Origin of the sequence: Sulfitobacter sp. TMED3 (assembly GCF_002167505.1) — a bacterium.
GTDB classification, from domain to species: domain Bacteria; phylum Pseudomonadota; class Alphaproteobacteria; order Rhodobacterales; family Rhodobacteraceae; genus Sulfitobacter; species Sulfitobacter pontiacus.
In genome coordinates this window covers 1-21846 of record NZ_NHBI01000011.1, presented here as the reverse complement: position 1 = coordinate 21846, position 21846 = coordinate 1, and the positions used below count along the sequence as shown (strand labels likewise).

The window sequence follows — 21846 nt, the reverse complement described above, 5'->3', positions numbered from 1 at the left end:
TCAGGGCCCACGTTAAATGGCTTAATGACCTGATCTGGATAGTTGGAATAATGCGGAAATTTGTGAGTTTGCTGGTGGCCGTCGGGCTTTTGTTCGGGGCTTATGCCATCACCTTTGGCCTGCCCGGCACGGATGCCACAAGCGAGGCGGCGCAGCCTCAGTCCGCGGCGGGTGGGCGCCCTGCAGGTGGCCCCCCTGGGGGCGGGCGTGCACGGGGGGCGACTTCGGTGGTGACCACCGCGCTGGAACAACGCCCCTACGAGGTGACTTTATACGCCACCGGCACAGCATCCTCTTTGCGCAGTGCGGATGTGGTGACTGAAACCGCCGGTACAGTGGTCGAAACCCGGCTGANNGCGAACCGCGACGTTGAACAGGGCGANGTCCTTGTGCGGTTGGATGCGCGGACCCAAGAGCTGAACCTTGAAATCGCGCGCGCCAATCTGCAGCAGGCGACCGATACGGTCGACCGCTATGACCGGCTGCGGGCCGGTGGCAACTCTACCATTACCGATGTCGCACAGTCAGAGGCGCGCGTGGCGCAGCAGCTGGCCGATGCCGAAGTGGGTCTGGCTGAAGTCGCGCTGGAAGACCGCACGATCCGCGCGCCCATCTCGGGGCGTCTGGGGCTTAGCGAGGTTGAGGTCGGCGATATCCTTGGCACCAATGACGTGATTGCAACGATTGACCAGACCGAAACGCTGGTGGTCGAATTCGAACTGCCCGAACGCGCTATCGGTGTCCTAGGGCAGGCGCATGAGGTGCTGGTCTCTACCTCTGCCTTTGTCGGTCGGTCGATCACCGGAGAGATCCTTTCGTTCGACAGCCGGATCGATGCGGTCACGCGCTCGGTCACGGTGAAGGCCAAGATCGACAATGCGGAACGCATCCTCTGGCCGGGCATGACCTTTGCGGTGCGCCTGCTGCATGAAAGCGACCCGCTGCCGGTCTTGCCGTCGACCGCGGTGACGTGGTCGCGAATGGGTGCTGCGGTCTGGGTCGATGACGGTGGGACGGCGGTGCGGGTGCCGATCACGATCCTTTACCGTAAAAACGAATTCGTCTGGGTGGAGGCCGATATCGCCGATGGCGCGATGGTCGTGACCGAAGGCGCGCAAAAGCTGCGGGACGGGGCGAAAATCACCGCGGTCGGTGCCGAGACTGAAAAGGCACCGTCATGAGCGATACCCCTGCAAAGCCCCGTGGCGGGCTCGCCGATCTATTCGTCTCGCGGCCTATTTTCGGGATCGTCATCAACCTGCTGATCCTGATCGCAGGTCTCGCCGCGCTTGTGGCTGTGGACGTGCGGGAAATGCCCGACGTTGACCAGCCGGTTCTATCCGTGCGCACCACCTATGANGGNGCGGTGCCCGCNACCGTCGACCGTGAGGTGACGCAGGTNCTTGAGGATGCNCTGAGCGCGCTTGAGGGGTTATCCTATATGGAATCCACCTCGACCACGGGGTCGAGCCGGATCACCATTGATCTGTCCGAAGGCACCGATGTCGATGTCGCGGCAAATGAGGCGCGCGAGATCGTTTCNTCNACGTTGCGTGACCTGCCCGATGATATCGAGGATGATCCGACCGTGACCAAAAGCGACAGCAACGCGGATGCGATCATCCGGCTGGCGCTGATGGGCGACGCGAGCCTTGATGCGTTGACCGAGCTGGCCGAGGGTGTGGTCTATGACCGACTGTCCACCATCGACGGCATTGCAGAGGTCACCCTGCGCGGCGAACAACCCAACGAGTTCCGCGTGACGCTGGATATGCCCGCGCTGCTTAGTCGGGGGATGACCCTGTTCGATGTCTCTGACGCGCTGGCAGCGCTGCGCGATGACACGCCGCTGGGATCGCTAGATTCAGATGCGCAAACCTTGGCGCTGCGGGTCGGCAACGCGAATGTCACCGTTGATACTGTGGGCCAGATCCCGATTGATGCGAATACGCGCGTTTCTGACGTGGCGTTCGTGCGGCTGCTGCCGGAAGAGGACGCNGTGCTGACCCGCGTGAACGGGCANACCGCCGTNGGCATGGACATNACGCGGCAATCCGTGGGCAACACGCTGTCGATCTCGGAAGATGTGGCCGTTGCGGTGGCTGATCTGCAATCGGCGCTGCCNGACGGCGTTCGGCTTTTCGTGACCTCTGACGATGGGACATTCATCAGAGGATCCTTGACCGAGGTGATGAAATCCATCGCTTTGGCGACGGGGATTGTGGTTGTGGTGATCTTTGCCTTTCTACGCTCCCCCCGTGCGGTGATGATCCCGGCGGTGACCATTCCGGTGTCGCTGGTGGGCACGGTCGCCGCGATCTGGCTGACGGGGTTTTCGGTCAATACCATCAGCCTGCTGGCGCTGGTGCTGGCGACGGGGATGGTGGTGGATGACGCGATTGTCGTGATCGAAAATATCGTGCGCAAACGCAAACAGGGGATGGGGCCCTTTGCTGCCGCTGCGGCGGGCACGAACGAGGTGTTCTTTGCCGTCATCTCTACCACNGCGACGCTGGCGGCGGNGTTTATCCCGATCTCTTTCCTGCCCGGTCAGGCCGGTGGGGTGTTCAGCGAATTCGGCTTTGTGCTGGCCTTTGCTGTCACGCTGTCGTCCATCACCGCGCTGACGCTGGCACCGGTTCTGGCGGCCTTTCTTGATCCGGGCAAATCCGCGCTTGAGGCAACGGCAAAGCCGCAAGGCTGGGCCGGGCGGATGTTTGACACGGTGATGGACAAAGCCATCCGCATGCCGTTGGTGGTGCTGGGGGCGGCGGGGGCCTTTGTGATCGTGGCGGCGGGGGCGGCGGGCACTTTGCCCTCTGCCATCACGCCCGACGAGGATCGCGGGTTCTTTCTGGTNCAGGCGCGCGGNGCCTCTGANACCACGATCGACTACCTTGATACCCAGGTTGATCAGATCGAAGAGATCCTGACCCCCTATCAGGAAAGCGGCGAGGTTACCTCGGTTCANAGCATCGTTGGCGTNGGNGGTGGCACCAGCGCCTTCATCATCGTGCGGCTCGATGACTGGAGCAATCGTGACCGCAGCCAATCCGCACTGGTCGCCGAGATCAGCGGCAAGTTGGCGCGGGTGCCCGGCGTTCAGGCCTCTGCGCGGGGGACCAACAGCCTCAATATCCGGGGCGGCGGGCAGGGCTTGCAATTCGCGGTGACGGGCAAGGACATCGCAGCGATGACCACGGCAACCGAGGCTTTGGTCGCGGCGATGGCGCAGGATGAGGCGTTTTTGAACCCGCAACTTTCCAACGACGCGGTGCAGGCGCAATACGAGGTCCGCGTTGATCCCGAAATGGCGAGCGTCTTTGGCCTGACAGAGGCCGAGATCACCCAGACNATCGGCGCAATGACCCAAGGCAAGGTCGCCGTCACCGTCTTTGCGGACGAGATCGAGACGGATGTGAATGTCGTGCCCGGTGGCCCGCCAATTGATGACCCATCTGATCTTGATAACATCCAGCTACAGTTGCCGGGCGGTGCCTATGTGCCCCTGTCCGCGGCGGCAGAGCTGGTGCCCGTGGTCAGCCAATCCACGTTGGAACGGCAGGGCGGGTCGCTGGCGGTTTCGGCGCAGGCGAACCTGAACGACGGTATCGATCTTAGCGTCGCGATGACCCGTCTGACGGCGATAGCCGATAGCGTGCTGCCCGACGGGATGGGGATCATCTTTACCGGCGAGGCGGCGACGCTGAGCGACAGCCAGACAGAGATGTATATGGTGTTCGGCGTCGCGTTGGTGGTGGTGTTCCTTGTGCTGGCCGCGCAGTTCGAAAGCATCGCCAGCGCCGTCGTGATCATGCTGACCGTGCCCTTTGGTCTGGCGGCGGCGCTNTTCGCGATCTCGCTCAGCGGTGGATCGTTGAACTACTACAGTCAGATCGGGCTGGTGATGCTGATCGGGGTGATGGCGAAGAATGGTATCNTGATCGTCGAATTTGCCAACCAGTTGCGCGAGGCGGGGCAGGATATCGANAGCGCCATNCGNGACGCGCTGCGTCTGCGGATNCGNCCGGTGATGATGACGATGGTATCGACCGTCTTTGGCGGCCTGCCGTTGATCCTGACCTCGGGCGCGGGGGCCGAAGCGCGCATCGCCGTGGGCTGGGTGATCGTGGGCGGGCTTGGGTTTGCTACCGTGTTCACCCTGTTCCTCACGCCGGTCTTCTACCGCTATGTGGCGGTATGGGGGGCAGAGCCGGGGATGGCATCAAAACGTCTGACCCGCGAGGCGGCGATCTGACGAAAACCGCGGGGCCGGTCGCAAAGAACCGGCCCCGCGTTGGTATGCTTCTGGCGGTGCGAGAAGGGTGTTTGCCCCTTCGCCCCGCAACAATCAGTCGATATGGGTGACCAGCGTTTCAGCCGACTTGCGTACCTTTTTCATCGGGGCCAGCCAGTCGGATTCCGCGTCGCGATAGCCCAGAGGCAGCAGGATCACCGACCGCAGGCCGCGCTCTTTAAGGCCCAGAATCTCGTCTACCTTGGCTGGGTCGAAACCCTCCATCGGGGTGCTGTCGACCTCTTGTTCAGCGGCGGCAACCAGTGCCACCCCAAGCGCGATATAAGCCTGACGCGCGGCATGGGCGTAGTTTACCTCGGCATCGCGGGGCAGGTAGTTGTTTTTCAGGTTCTCGTAATAGGCGCTGAGCAAGGGCAGGTCGCCACGGGCTTCGACATTCAGATCGGTGACCGCGTCGATGCGGTCTTTGGTGTAGTTATCCCACGCCGCGAACACCAGCAGGTGCGACCCTTCGGTGATCTGGGTCTGGTCGCTGGCGGCTTTCTGGATCTGCGCCAGCTTGTCGGGGTTGGTCACGACCAGCAGCTCGAAGGGCTGGGTGCCGCTTGAGGTGGGTGTCATGCGGATGGCTTCGACGATGGTGTCGACTTTGTCCTGAGGGACTTTCTTGGACGGGTCCATCTTCTTGGTCGCATAGCGCCAGTTCAACTGCTCTAGTAGGGTGCTGGTCATCGTGATCATCCTGTTTTTGGCCCCTCGGGGCGGCGTGTGTACCGGCGCGATGTAGGAATCCCCGCGCCCCAACACAAGGAGACCGGCGCAATTCACACCGGTCCCGGTTGCTGTAAGGGCGTCAGGTCAGGGTCAGATCGACCGGCCCGCCCCGTCCCAGTAGGGCGCACGCAGGCGGGGTTTGAAGATCTTGCCGCTGTCTTCGCGGGGCAGGGCCTCGTGGAAATCGACGATCCGAGGCGCTTTGAATCGGGCCAGTTTGCCGTCAAGGAAATCCAGCACCTTCTGTTTGTCGGCGCTGTGCCCATCGGCCAGTTCAACCGCCGCGACGATCTGTTCGCCAAATTCGGGGTCAGGCGCGCCAAAGACGGCGACATCGCGGATGAAAGGCGCGCGCATCAGCACCGCTTCGATCTCGGCGGGAAAGATATTGGCCCCGCCCGAGATGATCATGTCTTTCTTGCGATCCGTGATGAACAGGAACCCGTCCTCATCCACCGACCCCAGATCCCCGACAGAGAAATGCCCGTGCTTTTCAGCCGAGGCGCGGCTTTCGGGATCGTTGGAATAGTCGAACCCGCCGAAGGCATCCATGCGGGCATAGATCTCGCCCACCTGACCGGCGGGCAGCTCGTTCCCATCGGGGTCAAGGATCATCAACGTGCCGCCCATCTGCATCCGCCCTGCGGTGCCGGGCCGTGCCAAAGCATCTGCCGAGGATACCATCGTCATGAACCCGATCTCTGTCGCGCCGTAGCTTTCCCAGAACACAGGCCCCCACCAGTCGATCATCGCTACTTTCAGGTCATGTGGCCAGGGTGACCCCGTCGAGACGCAGAATTCCACCGAGGACAGGTCATATTTCGCCTTCACCTTTTGGGGGAGCTTCAGCATCCGGCTCATCATGGTGGGGACCAGATAGATATGAGTGATGCGCTGAGCCTCGATCGTGGCAAGGAAGCTTTCCGGGTCGAACTTGGGCGCGACAAAGGTCGATACGCCCGGGGTGACCAGCGCGGCAGAGGTCAGCGTTGACGGTGCCGAGTGATAGATCGGCGCTGCCGTAAAGAACCGCGAGCCGGGTTTGAGCTGCAACATCTCGGTGCCTACGCGCGAAAGCACCTCTTCAAAGTCGCGCTTGGGCCCGCCCCCCAAACGCCGCACGCCCTTCGGCTTGCCGGTCGAGCCCGAGGTATAGCGCATCAGCGGGCGCATCATCTCGCGCGGGGTGATGGGGTCGGCGGCATCTACCAGCGCGGACCATTCCGGTGTCTCGGGGTCGGTCTTAGCGGCGGCGTCATCAATGCCATAGGCTTGACGCAGCGCGGTATCAGGGGTGACCGCGATGACCGTGCGCCCCTCAAGGGCGGGGCGCAGAGCGTCGATCAGGTCACGGTGGATGATCACGAACTGTGCGCCGCTGTCGTCACAAATGGCGCCGGCCTCTTCTGCCGCAGCGTGCCAGTTCTGCGCCACGATGACCGTGCCGGCCATGGCCGCAGCGCGCATGACCTCGAGCTGGGTCAGATCGTTGCGCATGATCAGCGCCACAGGCACATCAGCCCCCGCCCCCAGACGCGTCAACGCCGCAGCGCCCTGCGCCGCGCGCTGTTCAAACGCCTCTCGTGCAAGCTTGCGATCAAAATCCGCAATCACCGTATCCGACATTAGATGTACTCCCATCGTGCCAATGCCCGCCCGCCACCTTCGGGCGCGCAGGTTGTTTCGTTCCCTTACGCTAAGGTAACCTTACTTTGGGGAAGGGTCCATCGGGGGCCCGTGCGCGACGTTACGGCAGAGCGGATTTCTCTTAGGTGAATCGGCACTTGACGGCTATACCGGAAATATATTCTGTTTTTCACAGATGTCTTGGGAGGGATAATCGTGGATGTACTGATTTCGGTCGTCTTGCCGCTCGGCTTGGCGTTTATCATGTTTACCTTGGGTGTCGGGCTGACACCTGCGGATTTCGCCCGTGTCGGGCAGCGGCCGCTTGCGTTTTTCATCGGGGCGCTGAACCAAAGCATCCTGCTGCCGCTCGTGACCTTTATCTGTGTGCTGGCCTTTGGCATCCGCGCGGAAATGGCCGTGGGGTTCATGATCTTGGCGGCCTGCCCCGGTGGGGTGACCAGCAATGTGATCTCGAAGCTGGCGAAAGGGGATGTGGCGCTGTCGGTGTCGCTGACGGCGGTGATCAGCCTTGCCAGCGTGGTGACCGTGCCGCTGATTTTGGGCCTGTCGATGGGATATTTCATGGGCGATGCCGCGCCCGAGATCGACATCACCAAAACCGCTGTCACCATGTTTGCCCTGACGGTGGTGCCTGTCACGCTTGGCTTGGGGGCGCGGGCGATGGCCCCCGCCGCGATGACCCGGGCCGAGCCTAAACTGAGCGCGGTGGCGACGATCCTGTTTGCGGTGATCGTGCTGGCTGCGCTGGCGGCAAATTGGGCGCTGTTTGTGGAAAATATCGTGGTGATCGGGCCCGCGCTGCTGGTCTTGCTGGCCGCGCTGACCACCATCGGCTTTGTCGTGCCGCGGCTGCTTGGCCTGTCGGTGACCGAGGCCAAGACCATCTCGGTCGAGACGGGGGTGCAGAACAGTACCCTGGGGATCGCCGTCGCCGCGATCATTGTCGGCGGCGAGGGTGGCTTCACCGCCTATGCGCTGCCGTCGGCTGTTTACGGTATCCTGATGTATCTGATCATCCTGCCCGTCGTTTTGAAATACCGCCGCATCGGCACAGCGTAAGGAGCTTTGCATGAATACCTCTGACGTTATTATCGTGGGCGGCGGTCTCGCCGGACTGGTCGCCGCAGCCGAACTGGCTGATCGTGGGAAACAGGTCACCCTCATCGATCAGGAACCCGAAGCCTTTCTGGGCGGGCAGGCTTTCTGGTCCCTTGGCGGGCTGATGCTGATCGACAGCCCGGAACAGCGCCGGATGGGTATCAAGGACAGCCGCGAACTTGCGCTACAAGACTGGATGGGATCGGCCCAATTCGACCGGCCCGAAGACGCATGGCCGCGCAAATGGGCCGAGGCCTATGTCGATTTCGCCGCAGGCCCGATGCGCAGCTGGCTGTACGATATGGGGATGCGGTGGTTTCCCGTCGTGGGATGGGCCGAACGCGGCGGCAGCTTTGGGTCGGGTCACGGGAATTCGGTGCCGCGCTTTCACCTGACTTGGGGTGTTGGGCCCGGAACAATGGAACCATTCGAACGCCGCGTGCGGGAACATCAGCAGGCCGGTCGCATCGCGCTTAAATTCCGCCATCGCTGTTCGCATATCATCATGGAAAACGGTGCCGCGGTCGGTGTCTCGGGCGAGGTGCTGGCGGCGCACGGGGCATCACGCGGGCAAAAGACCAACCGTGATATCGTGGGCGATTTCGAACTGCGCGCGCCCTCTGTCGTTGTCACCTCTGGCGGGATCGGCGGAGATTTCGAGCTGGTGCGCAAGTCATGGCCGACGGCACGTCTTGGGCCCGCCCCGAAAGAGATGATCGCCGGCGTACCCGCCCACGTCGATGGCCGCATGATCGCCATCAGCGAGGCGGCGGGCGGCCAGCTGATCAACAATGACCGCATGTGGCACTATACCGAGGGCGTGAAGAACTGGGACCCTATCTGGCCCAACCACGGTATCCGTATCCTGCCCGGCCCGTCGTCGATGTGGTTCGATGCAAAGGGCAACCGCTTTCCCGCGCCGTCGCTGCCGGGGTTCGACAGTCTGGGGTCTTTGAAGATGATCCTTGATACGGGCTTTGATTATTCGTGGTTCATCACGACGCAGAAGATCGTGAAAAAGGAATTTGCCCTGTCAGGGTCAGAGCAGAACCCCGATTTCGCCGACAAAAGCTGGGTCAAAGTCTTGCAGCAACGTATCCTGAACAAGGCCGCGACCCCCGCCGTCGAGGCCTTCAAGGAGCATGGCGAGAATTTCGTCGTCGCCCAAACGCTGCCCGAGCTCATCGCCAAGATGAACGGGATGGAGGGGAATGATCTGTTGTCGCTTGACAAGATCGAAGCCGAGATCAGGGCCCGCGACAGGCAGGTCGACAACAACTTTACCAAAGACGCGCAGATCATGGCGATCCATGCGGCGCGGAATTATCGCGGCGACAAGCTGCAACGCACGGCCAAACTGCACAAGATCCTCGACCCTGAAAACGGGCCGTTGATCGGGGTCAAGCTGAACATCATCACGCGCAAAACTCTGGGCGGGTTGCAGACCAATCTTGACAGCCAGATGCTGGACGCCTCTGGCACGCCGATCACGGGGCTTTTCGCGGCGGGCGAGGTCGCCGGTTTTGGCGGCGGTGGGTATCACGGGTATAACGCGCTTGAGGGGACGTTTCTGGGCGGCTGCATCTTTTCGGGGCGGCAGGCGGGGCGGGCGGATACCATCGCCTGACCCGCAGGCGCTAATCCGACAGGTATTGCGCCAGATAATGCTCAAGCACTTTGGTCAGCTCTTGCGAATAGGGGCGAGAGCTGCGCCGATCCGCCTGCGCCGCGACCAGATCTTCCATCGCAAGGGAGATCTGGATCGTGGTTTTGGCCACCACCACCGGATCGCCCCCCTGAAACCCGTCGGCACCGCTTTCCCATCTGTTGCATAGAAAGCGGACNAGATCATCGTGGTCGTCATCCTCGATCGCGAGCGGNCCGCGTTTCGTCGCGAAATGCAGNAGCAGNGGGCGGTAGTAGGGATGNCGCGCCANATAGCTGCGCTGCACNTNCAGCACGGCACGCAACCGGTCCCGCCATGTCGTATGGGCGTGAACGTCATCAAGGCTGGCAAAAAGCTTGGCGCGTAATTCATTGGCGGTCTGCGAATAGAGCTCAAGCAGCACGTCATCAAGCGTGGGAAAATACCGATAGATAGAGCTGACAGGCACCTCGGCACGGGTCGCGATGGCGGTGGTGGTCAGGTCTTGCAACCGGTTCTCGGCCAGCAGCGCTGCCGTGGCGTTCAGGATGACATGCACGCGGGTCACCGCACGCGACTGGCGCGGCGTTTCACGGGTCCGCAGGGGGCCAAAGATGATCGGGACCATGGGTTTCCCTTTCTGCGCAGCGATGCCGGTTTCGGCAGTCCCTTAACGATAGGGGCGCAGAACCCCAAGCGTAAAGAGAGACGCTGCATCAAGCGACTGCCACGGCCTAACCAATCAATCACATTTTGCGATCATTTGGATAATTATAATCCGTTGGATTGATGTATCGGAATGGCCGATAATGCACGGGACACGACGATACTTAGGCACGCTATGACTGATACGACCCTCTCTGACCTCGTTCACGCTGATAAAACCACGCCATCGATCTGGCCGGGTCTGGCGCTTGCCGCCATGATCGCCGCGCTGGCCTTTGCACTGCGGTATCTGCCGGGGGTGGGCATGCTGAGCCCGTTGATCCTCGCGATCCTTCTGGGCATGGCGCTGCGCAACACCCTTGGCACGCCCGAGGTGGCGAAGACAGGGCTTGCGATCAGCATGCGACCGGTGTTGCGGGCGGGGATTATCCTGATGGGGTTGCAGCTGACGCTGGGGCAGGTTGCGGCTGTCGGCTGGGTGGGGGTCGCGGTGATCGCGCTGTCGCTGGTACTGACCTTCGGGTTCACCACATGGCTGGGCCGCGTGCTGGGGGTGGATGCCAAGCTGACGCAGTTGATCGCGGCGGGCACGTCGATCTGCGGGGCCTCTGCCGTGATCGCAACCAATACCGTAGCCCGTGGCCGCGACGAAGATGTCGCCTATGCGGTGGCCTGCGTGACGATTTTTGGCTCGCTCTCCATGATCCTGCTGCCCTTGGCCGAAAACTGGTTGACCCTTGGCCCGCGCGGCTTTGGCCTTTGGACCGGTGCGTCGATCCACGAGGTCGCCCAGGTCGTTGCCGCCGCCTTCCAGCGCGGAGAGGAGGCCGGCCAGTTCGGCACGATTGCCAAGCTCACGCGGGTGATGATGCTTGCCCCGATGATCCTGTGTCTGGGCGCGTTTGCCGCGCGGCGGCATCAGGGGCAAGGCGGTGGCGGCAAGGCCCCGATCCCGTGGTTTGTTTTCGGGTTCATCGCGATGGTCGGCGTGGCCTCGACCGGTTGGGTGCCGCAGGCGGTGCTGGACCCCGCGACCGCTGTGACGCAATTCCTGCTGGCGATGGCGCTTGCGGCGATGGGGCTTGAGACCGATCTGCGCAAACTTGCCGCGGCGGGGGGGCGTCCGGCCTTGCTGGGGGCGGCGGCTTGGGTCTTTATCATGGGCGTCAGCCTTGCGCTGATCATCCTGACGGGGGCCGCCTGATGACACTGGACCAGTTGCGCATTTTCGTTGCCGTGGCAGAGCGTGAACATATGACCCGCGCCGCCGAAGCATTGAACCAGACCCAAAGTGCGACCAGTGCTGCCATCGCCGCGCTGGAAGAGCGTCATAACCTGCGCCTTTTTGATCGTATCGGGCGGCGGATTGTGCTGACCGATGCGGGGCGTGATTTTCTGGGCGAAGCCCGCGCCGTTCTGGCCCGCGCTGCCATCGCCAGCCAGCGGCTGGATGATCTGGCGGGGGTGAAACGCGGAAAGCTGCGGCTTGCGGCAAGCCAGACGGTCGCGAACTACTGGCTGCCCGCGGTGATCGCGCGGTTCCGCGAGGCGCACCCCGAGATCGCGCTGACGGTGCGGATCGGCAACAGCGACGACGCCGCTCGCGCGGTCGAAGCATTGCAAGCTGACATCGGCATTATCGAGGGGGACTGCCAGCTCACCACACTCCGCGCTAAGGCGGTGGCGGGGGANACGCTGCGGCTGGTGTTCCCAAGCGGTGCCGAGGGGGGCGATCTTTCGCCCGAACGCTTGCGCCAGACCCCTTGGATCCTGCGTGAAGCAGGGTCAGGCACGCGCGACAGTTTTCTGCAGTGGCTCGGGCGGCAGGGTCTGGGGCTGGAGGATCTGGAAAGCACGCTGGAGCTTCCGTCAAACGAGGCGGTGTGCAGCGCGGTCGAAGCGGGCATCGGTGCCGCGCTGCTGTCCGATCTGGTGGTCCGCCGGTCGATCGAGGCGGGGCGGATGGTCGACGTGCCCATCGACACCCCGCAGCGACGGTTTCACATCCTGACCCACGGCGAACGCCAGCCAAGCGCGCTTGAGGCCCGGTTCATCGGCCACGCCGAGACAAGCGCATAAGCGCTGCTCCTAGATAAGCTTCTGCCGCGCATCAGGGACAGTGGCAGGTNCCATTTTGGCAGCCTGGATCATCGCGGTTTTACACCGCCACGCGGGCAGGCGGATGACGGCGCGGCTGTGATCCGCTTCTGCGTGGACCTCGAAATCGCCGCCGTGCATCTCGACCAGCTTGCGGGTCAGGGGCAGCCCCAGACCCANCCCGCCCTTGGTCGCGCGGTGGTCCAGCGACCCGCCCACGACAAAAGGTTTGTAAAGTTCGGCCAGTTCGACATGNTCGTCGAAACTGCCGTTGTCCCGCACCGAAATCTCGATATTCCCGTCCATGTCCTGAAACGTCTCTAGNGTGATGTCGGTCCCGCCGTGCATCACGGCATTCAANACCAANGCTGTGACGGCAAGNTCGATCTGNTCGGCGTCCACATGCAGCGTATCCAGCATCACAGTATCACGAAGCGTGACCGTTTTGGCCGCCGCATCCGTGGTGGGGAACTGCAACCCTGCAACCGCGCTCAGGATCGCGCCAAGGTCGCAGTTTTGTTCGTTCAACCGCNGCTCGCCGGTGCTGGCGTTACTATAGGACAGGATCGTTTCAATCAGTTTCGTNAGGTGATCCACCGACCGACGGGCGGAATGGATCAGCGTGGGGTTGGTGCCGNTGCTTGCTGTCNCCTCCAACAGCTTNAGACTGCCGAAAAGNACGGTCAGCGGCGTGCGCAACTCGTGCCCNACCAAGGTCAGGAAGGTNGATTGCGCGGTTTTATCCTGNTGCACTTCGGGGGCTTCGGGTTGGCTCCGCTCNAGTGCGGCAACGACGATACGACCCAGATCGGTGAGCAGGGCAATCTGCTTTTCCGAAGGGTATTCATGGGGCTTCAGGTCCAGCGCACACAGGCTTCCAAAGCGGTGACCGGAGGACAGGATAAGCGGCACACCCGCGTAATAGCGCGCCTCCGGCCCGCCCTTGGCGACCATCGGGTGCCGTTCAAAGCGGGCGTCCTTGCTGAGATCGGGCACGATCATCGGCGCGTCGGACATAATGGTGTGCGCACAAAAACCGGTGTCCTTGGGCATCGGGTCCAGATGCATGCCCACAACGGATTTATACCACTGGCTGTCCTCTTCGACCACGCTGATATGCGCAATCGGGCAGTCGAGCAGGGTGCGCGCCGCCTCGCATATCGTGTCAAACAACGCTTCGTTTTGTGCGGTCAGTCCCGGAATATCAAAAACGGCGCGCAGGCGGGCTTCTTCGTTAAAGGGGATCGGATAGGTTCTCATGCGGGGCTCCTTGGCTTTGGGTCAACTTGGTTAACAAATTNGGCATTCCTGCGGTCGCTTCGTGTCAGGACGGGGGGATAAGTAAGGTATGTTGACGTCACGGAAGNCGCGGCNGGNCGCCCACACATATGGTGGTTTCCAATCGCGGCGTTCCCTCCTATCGTTGCATCAACACGCAGGGCGAAGGGGGCGGAACGATGACTTCCCACGGACATGATCACGAAGGCGATCATTCACATCNGACAGAGACCGAGGCGCGGGTGAGGGCGCTGGAAAGCCTGNTGAGCGCNAAGGGCTATATCGACAGCGCGGCGGTGGACCGNATCATCCAGACCTACGAGACCAAGATCGGCCCGCGCAACGGCGCGCATGTGGTGGCGAAATCATGGGTAGAGCCGGAATTCGAGGCATGGCTAAGGCGCGATTCCTCTGCANCGATCCATTCGCTTGGGTATCATTCCCGTCAGGGCGAGCATATCGAAGCGGTGTTCAACTCGGACGAGGTGCATCATCTGGTCGTCTGCACGCTGTGCTCTTGCTACCCGTGGTCGGTGCTGGGGCTGCCGCCGACGTGGTATAAATCACCTCCCTTCCGGTCGCGGGCGGTGATTGATCCGCGTGGGGTNCTGGCGGAGTTCGGCGTGACCCTTGATCATGCAACGGGGGTCGAGGTGCATGATTCAACCGCCGAGATCCGCTATCTCGTGATCCCGCAGCGCCCGGCGGGAACCGAAGGCTATTCGATGGAACAGTTGGCCGATCTGGTGACCCGCAATGCGATGATCGGGACAGGGCTGGTGCGCGCGCCGCAGGTGGCATCATGAACGGCGGCGCGGATCTTGGCGGGATGATGGGCTTTGGCCCCGTGGTGCAAGAAGAGGACGAACCGCTGTTTCACGCCCCCTGGGAGGCCCGCGCGCTTGGGATCGTGGTGGCGCTTGGGGCCTGCGGGCAGTGGAATATCGATGCTGCGCGATCCGCGCGCGAAGATATGCATCCGGGCGATTATACCCGCACGCCCTATTACGCGATCTGGCTGAAAGCGGCCAAGCGGTTGATGGTCGAAAAGGGGATGCTCACCGAGGCAGAGATTGCGCAATCGGTGCCGCTGACCCCCGCCGCGCCGATCAAACGCAAGCTTGCTGCCGAAGATGTCGACGACATGTTGGCGGCCGGTGGTCCGGCGGATCGGCCCGCGACAGGGACCCCGGCCTTTGCCGTCGGGGATCAGATCAGAACGATCAACAACCATCCCACCACCCACACCCGCATGGCACGCTATGCCCGCGACAAGGTCGGGACGATCACCAAGGTGCACGGGTTTCACGTCTTTCCCGATAGCAATGCGCAAGGGCAGGGGGAGGATCCGCAATGGCTGTATCAGGTGGCCTTTTCGGCGCGCACGCTTTGGGGCGATCAGGCGCGCGCGGATGACAGCGTGACCCTTGATCTGTGGGAACCCTATCTGAGGACCGTATCATGACCCTGCCCGATCTTTCGCTTTTGCCCGATATTACGCTGTCGGATGATGAACCGGTGTTTGACGCGCCGTGGCAGGCGCAGGCCTTTGCGATGGCGGTGTCCCTGCATCAATCGGGGGCCTTCACATGGGCCGAATGGGCACAAGCGCTGACCGCAGAGGTGCATTCAGGGACAGAGCGTGACTACTACCAGCACTGGCTGACCGCGCTGGAAAAGATCGTGGCGCAGAAGCAGTTGACAACGGCGGGCGAGCTGGCGGCATGTAAAGACGCATGGCACGAAGCGGCGGCACGGACGCCTCACGGGCAAGCTATCACGCTGTGAAGGGCTCCGGCGCAGGAAACTCCGCGCCGGAGGCGATGTCTTAGCGGCCGACCCAATCGGGCAGGAACATCACGATATCGGGCACGGCGATCAACGCCGCCACGATCAACAGATCAACGATGACGAACCAGAACACGCCCTTGAAGATCGTGGACAGCGACGCGGTATTGCCGACCACGCCTTTGATTACAAAGACGTTCATCCCCATGGGCGGCGTGATCATCCCGATCTCGAGCAGTTTGACCAGCACCACACCGAACCACAGCAGGCTATAGCCCGTCTCTTCGACGATGGGCAGAACGATAGGCAAGGTCAGCAGCATCGCCCCGACCGGCTCCAGCATCATGCCAAGCGCAAGATAGACGCAAACGATGCCGATCATGATCAACAGCGGCGCGGCACCAAAGCCCAGAATCGCATCGGATAGCGCGTCCCCGATCCCCGACAGCGCCAGAAAGCGTGTCAGCAGGCTGGCCCCCACGGCGATGATCAGCAAAGCGGCGGTGGTGGTCAGTGTTTCGGTGATCGCCATGCGCAATGCCTTGAACGTCAGCGTGCGGTACAGCAGGGCGACAATGGTCGACAGCATGGCCCCGATGGCACCCGCTTCGGTCGGGGTGAACGCCCCGCCAAACAGACCCGCGAACACACCGATCACGATCAGCAGCACCGGCCATGTCTGACCCAATGCCTTGATCTTCTCTGCGCGCGTCGCGCTGATCTGGACCGGAGGGGCAAGATCAGGGTTCATCTTCACCCGCACGAGGATCAGCACGATATAGGCGACCAGCGTGATCACCCCGACCACCAGCCCCCCCAGGAACAGGGCACTGACAGACTGCCGCGAGATGATGCCGTAAAGGATCATCAGGATCGATGGCGGGATCAGGGCACCAATGGTCCCCGCCGCGGCAACGGTGCCCGTCGCCAGTTCGGGGCTGTACCGGTGACGCACCATTTCAGGCACCGCGATTTTACCCATCGCCGCAGAGCAGGCGACCGAGGATCCGGTCACAGCGGCAAAACCGGCGCAGCCAAAGACCGACGCAATCGCAAGGCCGCCCGGCAGGCTCGACAGCCAGATCTGCGCGGCGTTGAACAGCCCCTGCGTCAGCCTTGTGTGATAACAGATGAACCCCATGAACAGGAAGGCGGGGATAGAGCTCAGCACCCATGAATTGGCAAAGCTGTAGGGCACGATCCCGAGGCTCCCCCAGGCGATGTTCCAGTTGAACATGGACCAAAGCCCGCCAAAGGACACGGCGATCAGCGAGATGCCAATCGGGATACGCATCAGGATCATCGCCAGCAGGATCGCGATAAAGATGCCTGCGATTTGTAACTCGGTCATTGTGCGTCTCCGCCGGCTAGATAGGGGTCTTCAACCTGCAAGGCGTTCAACCCGTGGGGGCGGCCGGTAAGGTGACAGATGAATTTCCACGCGGCGACGATCGACATCAGGCCAAAGCCCAAGGGTAGCGCCAGATAGGTGGGCCATGTGGTCACCTTGCCGCCTGCCTCAATCGAATAGGAGCCGCCGATAAATTTCGCCAAAGCCTCGTCTCCGGTGCGGATCGCGACGGTGGCAGTCACGATGCAGGTCAGCAGCAAGGCCAGCCCCGCGAGAAAGCTTTGTACTTTGGTGGGAAACCTTTCGACCAGCAGTTCAACCGCGATGTGGCTGTCGTTTTGCTCCACCGCGGCGAGAGGCAGAAAGGCGATCGCGACCATATAAAAGGCCGAGACGTAAAGAATAGTAGAGTTCAGCGGCGTATCGAACGCAAAGCGCATGACCACGTCGATGGTGACATGGGCAACCAGCATCAGAACAATGATACCAGCCAGCGAAGCGGTCAACGTGATCACCGCAGAGATCACTGACGCGATAAGTTTCATCGGAGTATCCGTTTGCAAAAGGGGCCGTCGGGGGGCCACGCGCATCGGCGCGGCACCCCGTTGTGATCAGCGGATGGGCGGCTTACTGCGCGTAAGTCGCTGGGTCCACTTTGGAAATCACCTGATCCCAGATCACTTGGTTCAACGCGTCAGCGCTGTCCACGTCGACCACCAGATCGTTCCACTTGGCCAACAGCGGCTCGAAATCGGCGGCGATTTCATCGGCCCGCGCAACGTCGTAAGTGTCTTTGAACAGGGCGGAAACGGTCTTGAGGTCCTGACGGCTGAATTCCTTGACCGCTGCCAGTAGCTCTGCGTCGGGCTCGTGGATGTTGATCCCGGCCCCACGCGCATGTTCGATCGCCGCGGCATCGTCGGTGTAGAAGTTCCATGTGGTATGCGCCGTCATCTGGCTGCCACCCCACAGCAGGGCTTCGCGCGATGCGTCGTCCATGCCCTTCCAGCGGTCCGCATTCACGTTCGCCGAGGAAACGCCCGCAAAAACACCGCCCGGTACGGCCAGCGTGATGTCGGTGACGACCTCGTGCAGGTTGTAGTTTGTCAGCTCGGGCGCGGACAACATGGCGCAGTCGATGATGCCTTGATCCAGCGCTTCATAGGCTTCGGAAACGGGCAGACGCACGCCTTGGGCGCCGAAAGCTTCGGCGAAGCGCACGAAACCGGCACCACCGGCACGCAGACGCAGACCGTTCAGATCCTCGACGGAGGTGACTTTGACGTCCTTGCACAGCAGGTTGTACAGCGGGGTCACGCCGCCGCCGGTATAGACCTGATTTTGTGCGCTATATTCTTCCAGACACTCGGGGCATTTAGTGAATGTGTATTCGACCATCGCGCCGGTGAAGGCCAGCGGCTCTTTACCTGTGGGTTTTTCGACAAGGTTCACCAGCAGGTTCATCTCGTGCAGGAAGAGGTTCGTGGAATATTCCGCCGGGTAGTAGGGCGGCAGCACAAAGCCGACATCCGCCAGACCGTCGCGCACACCGGGCGAGGTTTCAGGCAGGCTCAGCAGCGACATCGCGAAACCGGTTACGTCGACTTCACCGTCAGAGCGTTCGGCCACGGCTTCGGCATAGGCGTCAACCGCCAGACCGATGGCAGAGTTATTCGGATAGCCGTAGGCAAAGTTCAGACGCTCTTTCGCGCTGGCCTGACCGGCGATGGCAACAGCAGCGACCAATGCGGTGACTGCGACGGATGATTTATAAGTCATGTATGTCCTCCCAAACATATATTTCGGGTCAAACAACCGCGCAAAACGCGTGGTTGCCCCTTGATTTTCGGTACTCGGCACACCGTCCATTCCCACGGTCTGATGTGTTGAGCCTGTGATTTTCCGGCACAACATTCCGAGTAGTATGTTACTCTCGTAACAGGGCGCGCAGGTGTCAATAGCTGTCGGTGATGTAAGTGCGCTAACGGATAATTACGGGGGGTCCGGTGACGCAACGGCTTGTCACAACCGTTTTTTTCGGCTCAGTATTCACGCTACACGGGCAAAACCCCCCGTTCTTTACTGCGCACCCGCTGTCGAAGGCTGAACCGAATGGACGAACACATCGATGACGACACGCTGACGGACGCCACCGAGGGGGCCGCGCCCAAGCATGACAGCCGCCGCGAGATCATCGAGGCGGCGGCGCAGTGCTTTATGCTCAAGGGGCTCGACAAGGCGACGATGGACGATATCGCCGATGTTCTGGGCGCGACCAAGGGGCGGGTGTACCACCATTTCCGGTCCAAGAACGCGATCTATTTCGCGGTGTACCGACAGGCGATGCAATATTGTTTTGACGCGGTTACCCCGCTGATATCATTGGATACTTCCAACATCAGCAAGCTTGAATTGATGGCCCATGCCCATGCGCGGGTGATGATGGACACGCTGCCCTATCAGCGCAGTATCCGCTTGGGCGTAGAGGTCTATTTGCGCGGCTCCACCACCGAAGCCGAGCGCGCTGTGCTGCGCGAGCTGATTACCCTGCGCAACGACTATGAAAATCTCTACCGCGAGGTGCTGCGCGCGGGTGTGGCGCAGGGGGAGCTGGACGTGCCGAACATCGAAATCGCCAGCCGTGCGTTGATGGGTGCATTGAACGGGCTGGTTGATTGGTACCGTATCCGTCCCGATCAATCCGAGGGGGAGCGTGACGCGCTGGCCCGTGCTTTGGCGCATGCCGTGGTGCATGGCACCACGGCATAATCCGCTTTCCTAGGCCGGTTTGGCCGCCGCATCCGCGCGGCGCTCTTTCGCGAGATAGGTGTGATATAGCGCGGGCACACCGATCAGCGTCAGAACAGAGGCAAAGCCCAAACCGCCCATAATCGTCACCGCCATCGCGGCAAAGAACGAATCGGCGAGCAGCGGCACCATCCCGAGGATCGTTGTGACCGCCGCCAAAACCACAGGGCGCAAACGGCTGACACTGGCGGTGACAATGGCGTCGTGCTGGTTCAGGCCGTTTTCTTTTTGCACGTCGATCTCTTCGACCAGAACAATGGCGTTCTTGATCAACATCCCCGACAGCGACAGCAGCCCCAGCAGCGCAGTAAAGCTGAACGCCAACCCCGAGAACAACAGCCCCAGTGCCGCCCCGTTGATCGCCATGGGCACGATGGTCCAGATCACCGCGGTCTGGCGCAGTTTGCCGAACAGCAGGATGGTGATCAGCAACATGGTCCCGAAACTCAGCGGCATCTGCTTGCCAAGCGAAGCCTGTGCGTCGCCCGCGTTCTCGAACTCTCCGCCCCATTCAAGGGTATAGCCGACCGGCAGTTCGATCGCCTCGATCAGCGGGCGGATCTGCGGGAAGACGGTGGGCGGGGTGACGCCTTCGATGACGTTGGCCTGTACCGTGATCGTCTGCACGCGGTTACGCCGTTCGATCACCGCGTTTTCGGCGGTGACCTTGAACCCGTCGATCACCTGGCTCAGCGGCAGGTAGTCCCCAAGCGCGGCGGAATAGACGATCTGGTCGGGCAGCTGCCCATTGCTCGCGGATTCCGCACGCGGCACCCGCACGATGATGTCGATCAACCGGTCCCGTTCGCGGTAGGTGCCCGCGGTGATCCCATTGGTCGACAGGGCAATCGCATCCGCCACATCGCTGCGCCCGATGCCCACGGCCTGCGCACGGTCCTCGGCATAGACAGGGCGGGTCACAAGCACTTTCTCGCGCCAATCGACATGTTCGGTATGCAGCAGCGGGGTTGCGTCACGCAGGATATCCTCTGCCTGATCGGCCAGATCGCGCAGCACTTCGGGGTCAGGCCCAGAAAAACGCGCCTCGATATCCGACCCGCCACCGGGGCCGAAAATGATCCGCTTGGTCTGCACCTCTGCCCAAGGCAGCGCGTTGATCGCGAACTGGTCAAGCTCGGCGCGTAGGGCGGGGATCGCATCAGCCGAGGTGGCGCGCACCACCAGCTGCCCGATCGAAGGGTCGCTGTCTCCGGGCGTGTAGGTCAGAACATAGCGCGTCAGGCCGGCACCGATGGTCGTCGTCACAGTGTCCACGTCGTCGCGCGCGAGCAGCCAATCCTCGATCACCGCAAGATCGCGGGAGGTCGACTGGATAGAGCTGCCTTGCTCCGCCTTGTATTCAAAGTAGAACAACGGCGTGTTGGACGCAGGGAAGAACTGCTGTTTGACCTGACCAAAGATCATCACACAGGCCACCGTGGTGCCGATCAGGCCGGCAAACACCAGCCAGCGGAACCGCAGCACCAGCCGGACAAGGTTGCCATAGCTGCGGAAAATCGGGCCGTTATACCCGCTGTCGTCATCTGCCAGCCCGCCGATCTTCAGCATATAATGCCCCAGCAAAGGCGTCACAGTCACCGCCACGACCCACGACATCAACAACGAGATCGCGATCACCGCAAAAAGCGAGAACATGAATTCGCCCGTGGCGTCAGGCGACAGACCGATCCCGGCAAACGCCATGATCCCGATGACCGTGGCACCCAGCAGGGGGATCTGCGTATTCTGCGCCGCTGTATCCGCGGCGGCGACCGAGGGCCGCCCCTTGCGCATTTCTTGCTGCATACCCTCGGCGATGACGATGGCGTTATCCACCAGCATCCCCATGGCGATGATCAAGGCCCCAAGGCTGATCCGTTCAACTTTGACGCCGAACAGATACATGAAGAAGAACGTGGCCAGCACGGTCAGCAAAAGCGATACGCCCACAACAACCGAGGCGCGGACCCCCATGAACAGCGCAAGCACCCCGATCACCACGCCCACGGACATGGCAAGCGACAAAAGGAAGCTGTTGTTGGCTTCGTCCACGACGCGGTGTTGTTCGTAGATCGGCGTGATCTCTACCCCGACGGGAAGGAAGGTTTGCAAGGTCTCAAGCTGCGCTTCGACGCGTTTGCCGACCTCGACGATATTTTCCGATTCCAGTCCCGAAACGCCAAGGGTGAAGACCTCTTGCCCGTCTTGACGCAAAAGGTGGTCGGGGGCGTCCACACGGCCCCGCGACACGGTTGCCACGTCCAGCAGGTTCAGCACCTCGCCCTGAAAGCCGAAGGTCAACGCGCTGATTTCATTGACACTATCATCGCCCGAGGGACCGTCGATCCGCAGGTTGGTATCGCCCGTTTCGACAAAGCCGGTGGGGTTGATCGCTGTGGATTCACTGATCGCGCCGATGATCACGCTGGGATC

General features: G+C 61.8%; 18 protein-coding genes. 10 read left to right on the top strand and 8 right to left on the bottom strand.

The genetic code is table 11. The features are described 5' to 3' along the window. Positions 1–50 precede the first annotated feature (50 nt). Positions 51–1181: an efflux RND transporter periplasmic adaptor subunit gene (locus tag CBB63_RS03935; RefSeq protein ID WP_286698232.1), complete on the top strand. Its 1131-nt coding sequence runs from the start codon at positions 51–53 to the stop codon at positions 1179–1181. Next, the gene (locus tag CBB63_RS03930; protein WP_286698231.1) at positions 1178–4258 is read left to right on the top strand and encodes an efflux RND transporter permease subunit; all 3081 of its coding nucleotides are present in this window, start codon (positions 1178–1180) and stop codon (positions 4256–4258) included. The genes CBB63_RS03935 and CBB63_RS03930 overlap by 4 nt, the downstream gene beginning before the upstream one ends. A 93-nt stretch (positions 4259–4351) precedes the next feature. Here CBB63_RS03930 and CBB63_RS03925 read toward each other — a convergent pair whose 3' ends face one another. Then, positions 4352–4999 (bottom strand): NAD(P)H-dependent oxidoreductase, encoded by a 648-nt coding sequence (locus CBB63_RS03925; protein ID WP_286698230.1) that lies wholly within the window; start codon positions 4997–4999, stop codon positions 4352–4354. A 123-nt stretch (positions 5000–5122) separates the two neighbouring features. After that, the gene (locus CBB63_RS03920) at positions 5123–6673 is read right to left on the bottom strand and encodes an AMP-binding protein (RefSeq protein WP_286698229.1); all 1551 of its coding nucleotides are present in this window, start codon (positions 6671–6673) and stop codon (positions 5123–5125) included. 201 nt (positions 6674–6874) lie between these two features. Here CBB63_RS03920 and CBB63_RS03915 point away from each other — a divergent pair, with 201 nt between their 5' ends. Together CBB63_RS03915 and CBB63_RS03910 are read left to right on the top strand one after the other, a co-directional pair. Next, positions 6875–7741, top strand: coding sequence for a bile acid:sodium symporter family protein (locus CBB63_RS03915; protein ID WP_114865436.1), 867 nt, complete (start codon positions 6875–6877; stop codon positions 7739–7741). A 10-nt stretch (positions 7742–7751) separates the two neighbouring features. Continuing rightward, positions 7752–9407, top strand: a complete 1656-nt coding sequence (locus CBB63_RS03910) for an FAD-binding dehydrogenase (RefSeq protein WP_114865437.1) — start codon at positions 7752–7754, stop codon at positions 9405–9407. Between the two features lie 10 nt (positions 9408–9417). Here CBB63_RS03910 and CBB63_RS03905 read toward each other — a convergent pair whose 3' ends face one another. After that, complete coding sequence (locus CBB63_RS03905) at positions 9418–10053, bottom strand: TetR/AcrR family transcriptional regulator (protein ID WP_286698228.1); 636 nt, start codon at positions 10051–10053, stop codon at positions 9418–9420. A 213-nt stretch (positions 10054–10266) separates the two neighbouring features. Between CBB63_RS03905 and CBB63_RS03900 the strand changes: the two genes are divergently transcribed. Both CBB63_RS03900 and CBB63_RS03895 read left to right on the top strand, forming a co-directional pair. Further along, positions 10267–11295 (top strand): YeiH family protein, encoded by a 1029-nt coding sequence (locus CBB63_RS03900; protein ID WP_286698227.1) that lies wholly within the window; start codon positions 10267–10269, stop codon positions 11293–11295. Further along, on the top strand, positions 11295–12170 hold the full coding sequence (locus CBB63_RS03895) for a LysR substrate-binding domain-containing protein (protein WP_286698226.1): 876 nt from the start codon (positions 11295–11297) through the stop codon (positions 12168–12170). Before CBB63_RS03900 ends, CBB63_RS03895 begins: the two co-directional genes overlap by 1 nt. 9 nt (positions 12171–12179) lie before the next feature. Here the strand turns inward: CBB63_RS03895 and CBB63_RS03890 are convergent, their stop codons facing one another. Next, positions 12180–13448 (bottom strand): GAF domain-containing sensor histidine kinase, encoded by a 1269-nt coding sequence (locus tag CBB63_RS03890; protein WP_286698225.1) that lies wholly within the window; start codon positions 13446–13448, stop codon positions 12180–12182. Positions 13449–13645: 197 nt separating this feature from the next. Here CBB63_RS03890 and nthA point away from each other — a divergent pair, with 197 nt between their 5' ends. Genes nthA through CBB63_RS03875 form a run of 3 tightly spaced genes read left to right on the top strand, consistent with a single transcriptional unit; the run spans position 13646 to position 15254 of the window. Then, on the top strand, positions 13646–14272 hold the full coding sequence (gene nthA, locus CBB63_RS03885; protein WP_286698224.1) for a nitrile hydratase subunit alpha: 627 nt from the start codon (positions 13646–13648) through the stop codon (positions 14270–14272). Next, positions 14269–14931: a nitrile hydratase subunit beta gene (nthB, locus tag CBB63_RS03880; RefSeq protein ID WP_114865442.1), complete on the top strand. Its 663-nt coding sequence runs from the start codon at positions 14269–14271 to the stop codon at positions 14929–14931. The genes nthA and nthB overlap by 4 nt, the downstream gene beginning before the upstream one ends. Then, the gene (locus tag CBB63_RS03875) at positions 14928–15254 is read left to right on the top strand and encodes a nitrile hydratase accessory protein (RefSeq protein WP_114865443.1); all 327 of its coding nucleotides are present in this window, start codon (positions 14928–14930) and stop codon (positions 15252–15254) included. Before nthB ends, CBB63_RS03875 begins: the two co-directional genes overlap by 4 nt. A gap of 40 nt (positions 15255–15294) precedes the next feature. Here CBB63_RS03875 and CBB63_RS03870 read toward each other — a convergent pair whose 3' ends face one another. The 3 genes from CBB63_RS03870 to CBB63_RS03860 all read right to left on the bottom strand — a co-directional run bounded on the left by CBB63_RS03870 (position 15295) and on the right by CBB63_RS03860 (position 18384). Next, entirely contained in the window at positions 15295–16605 is a 1311-nt protein-coding gene (locus CBB63_RS03870) for a TRAP transporter large permease (RefSeq protein ID WP_005848709.1), read from the bottom strand. Further along, positions 16602–17150 (bottom strand): TRAP transporter small permease, encoded by a 549-nt coding sequence (locus CBB63_RS03865; RefSeq protein WP_009824216.1) that lies wholly within the window; start codon positions 17148–17150, stop codon positions 16602–16604. Before CBB63_RS03865 ends, CBB63_RS03870 begins: the two co-directional genes overlap by 4 nt. Positions 17151–17232: 82 nt before the next feature. Next, a complete protein-coding gene (locus CBB63_RS03860; protein WP_005848706.1) occupies positions 17233–18384 on the bottom strand; it encodes a C4-dicarboxylate TRAP transporter substrate-binding protein in 1152 nt (383 codons plus the stop codon). Positions 18385–18717: 333 nt separating this feature from the next. Here CBB63_RS03860 and CBB63_RS03855 point away from each other — a divergent pair, with 333 nt between their 5' ends. Beyond that, complete coding sequence (locus tag CBB63_RS03855) at positions 18718–19374, top strand: TetR/AcrR family transcriptional regulator (protein WP_114865445.1); 657 nt, start codon at positions 18718–18720, stop codon at positions 19372–19374. 9 nt (positions 19375–19383) lie between these two features. On the opposite strand, the gene CBB63_RS03850 is transcribed toward CBB63_RS03855, so the two are convergent. Further along, positions 19384–21846: efflux RND transporter permease subunit (locus tag CBB63_RS03850; protein ID WP_286698223.1), on the bottom strand; the 2463-nt coding region annotated here is incomplete at its 5' end.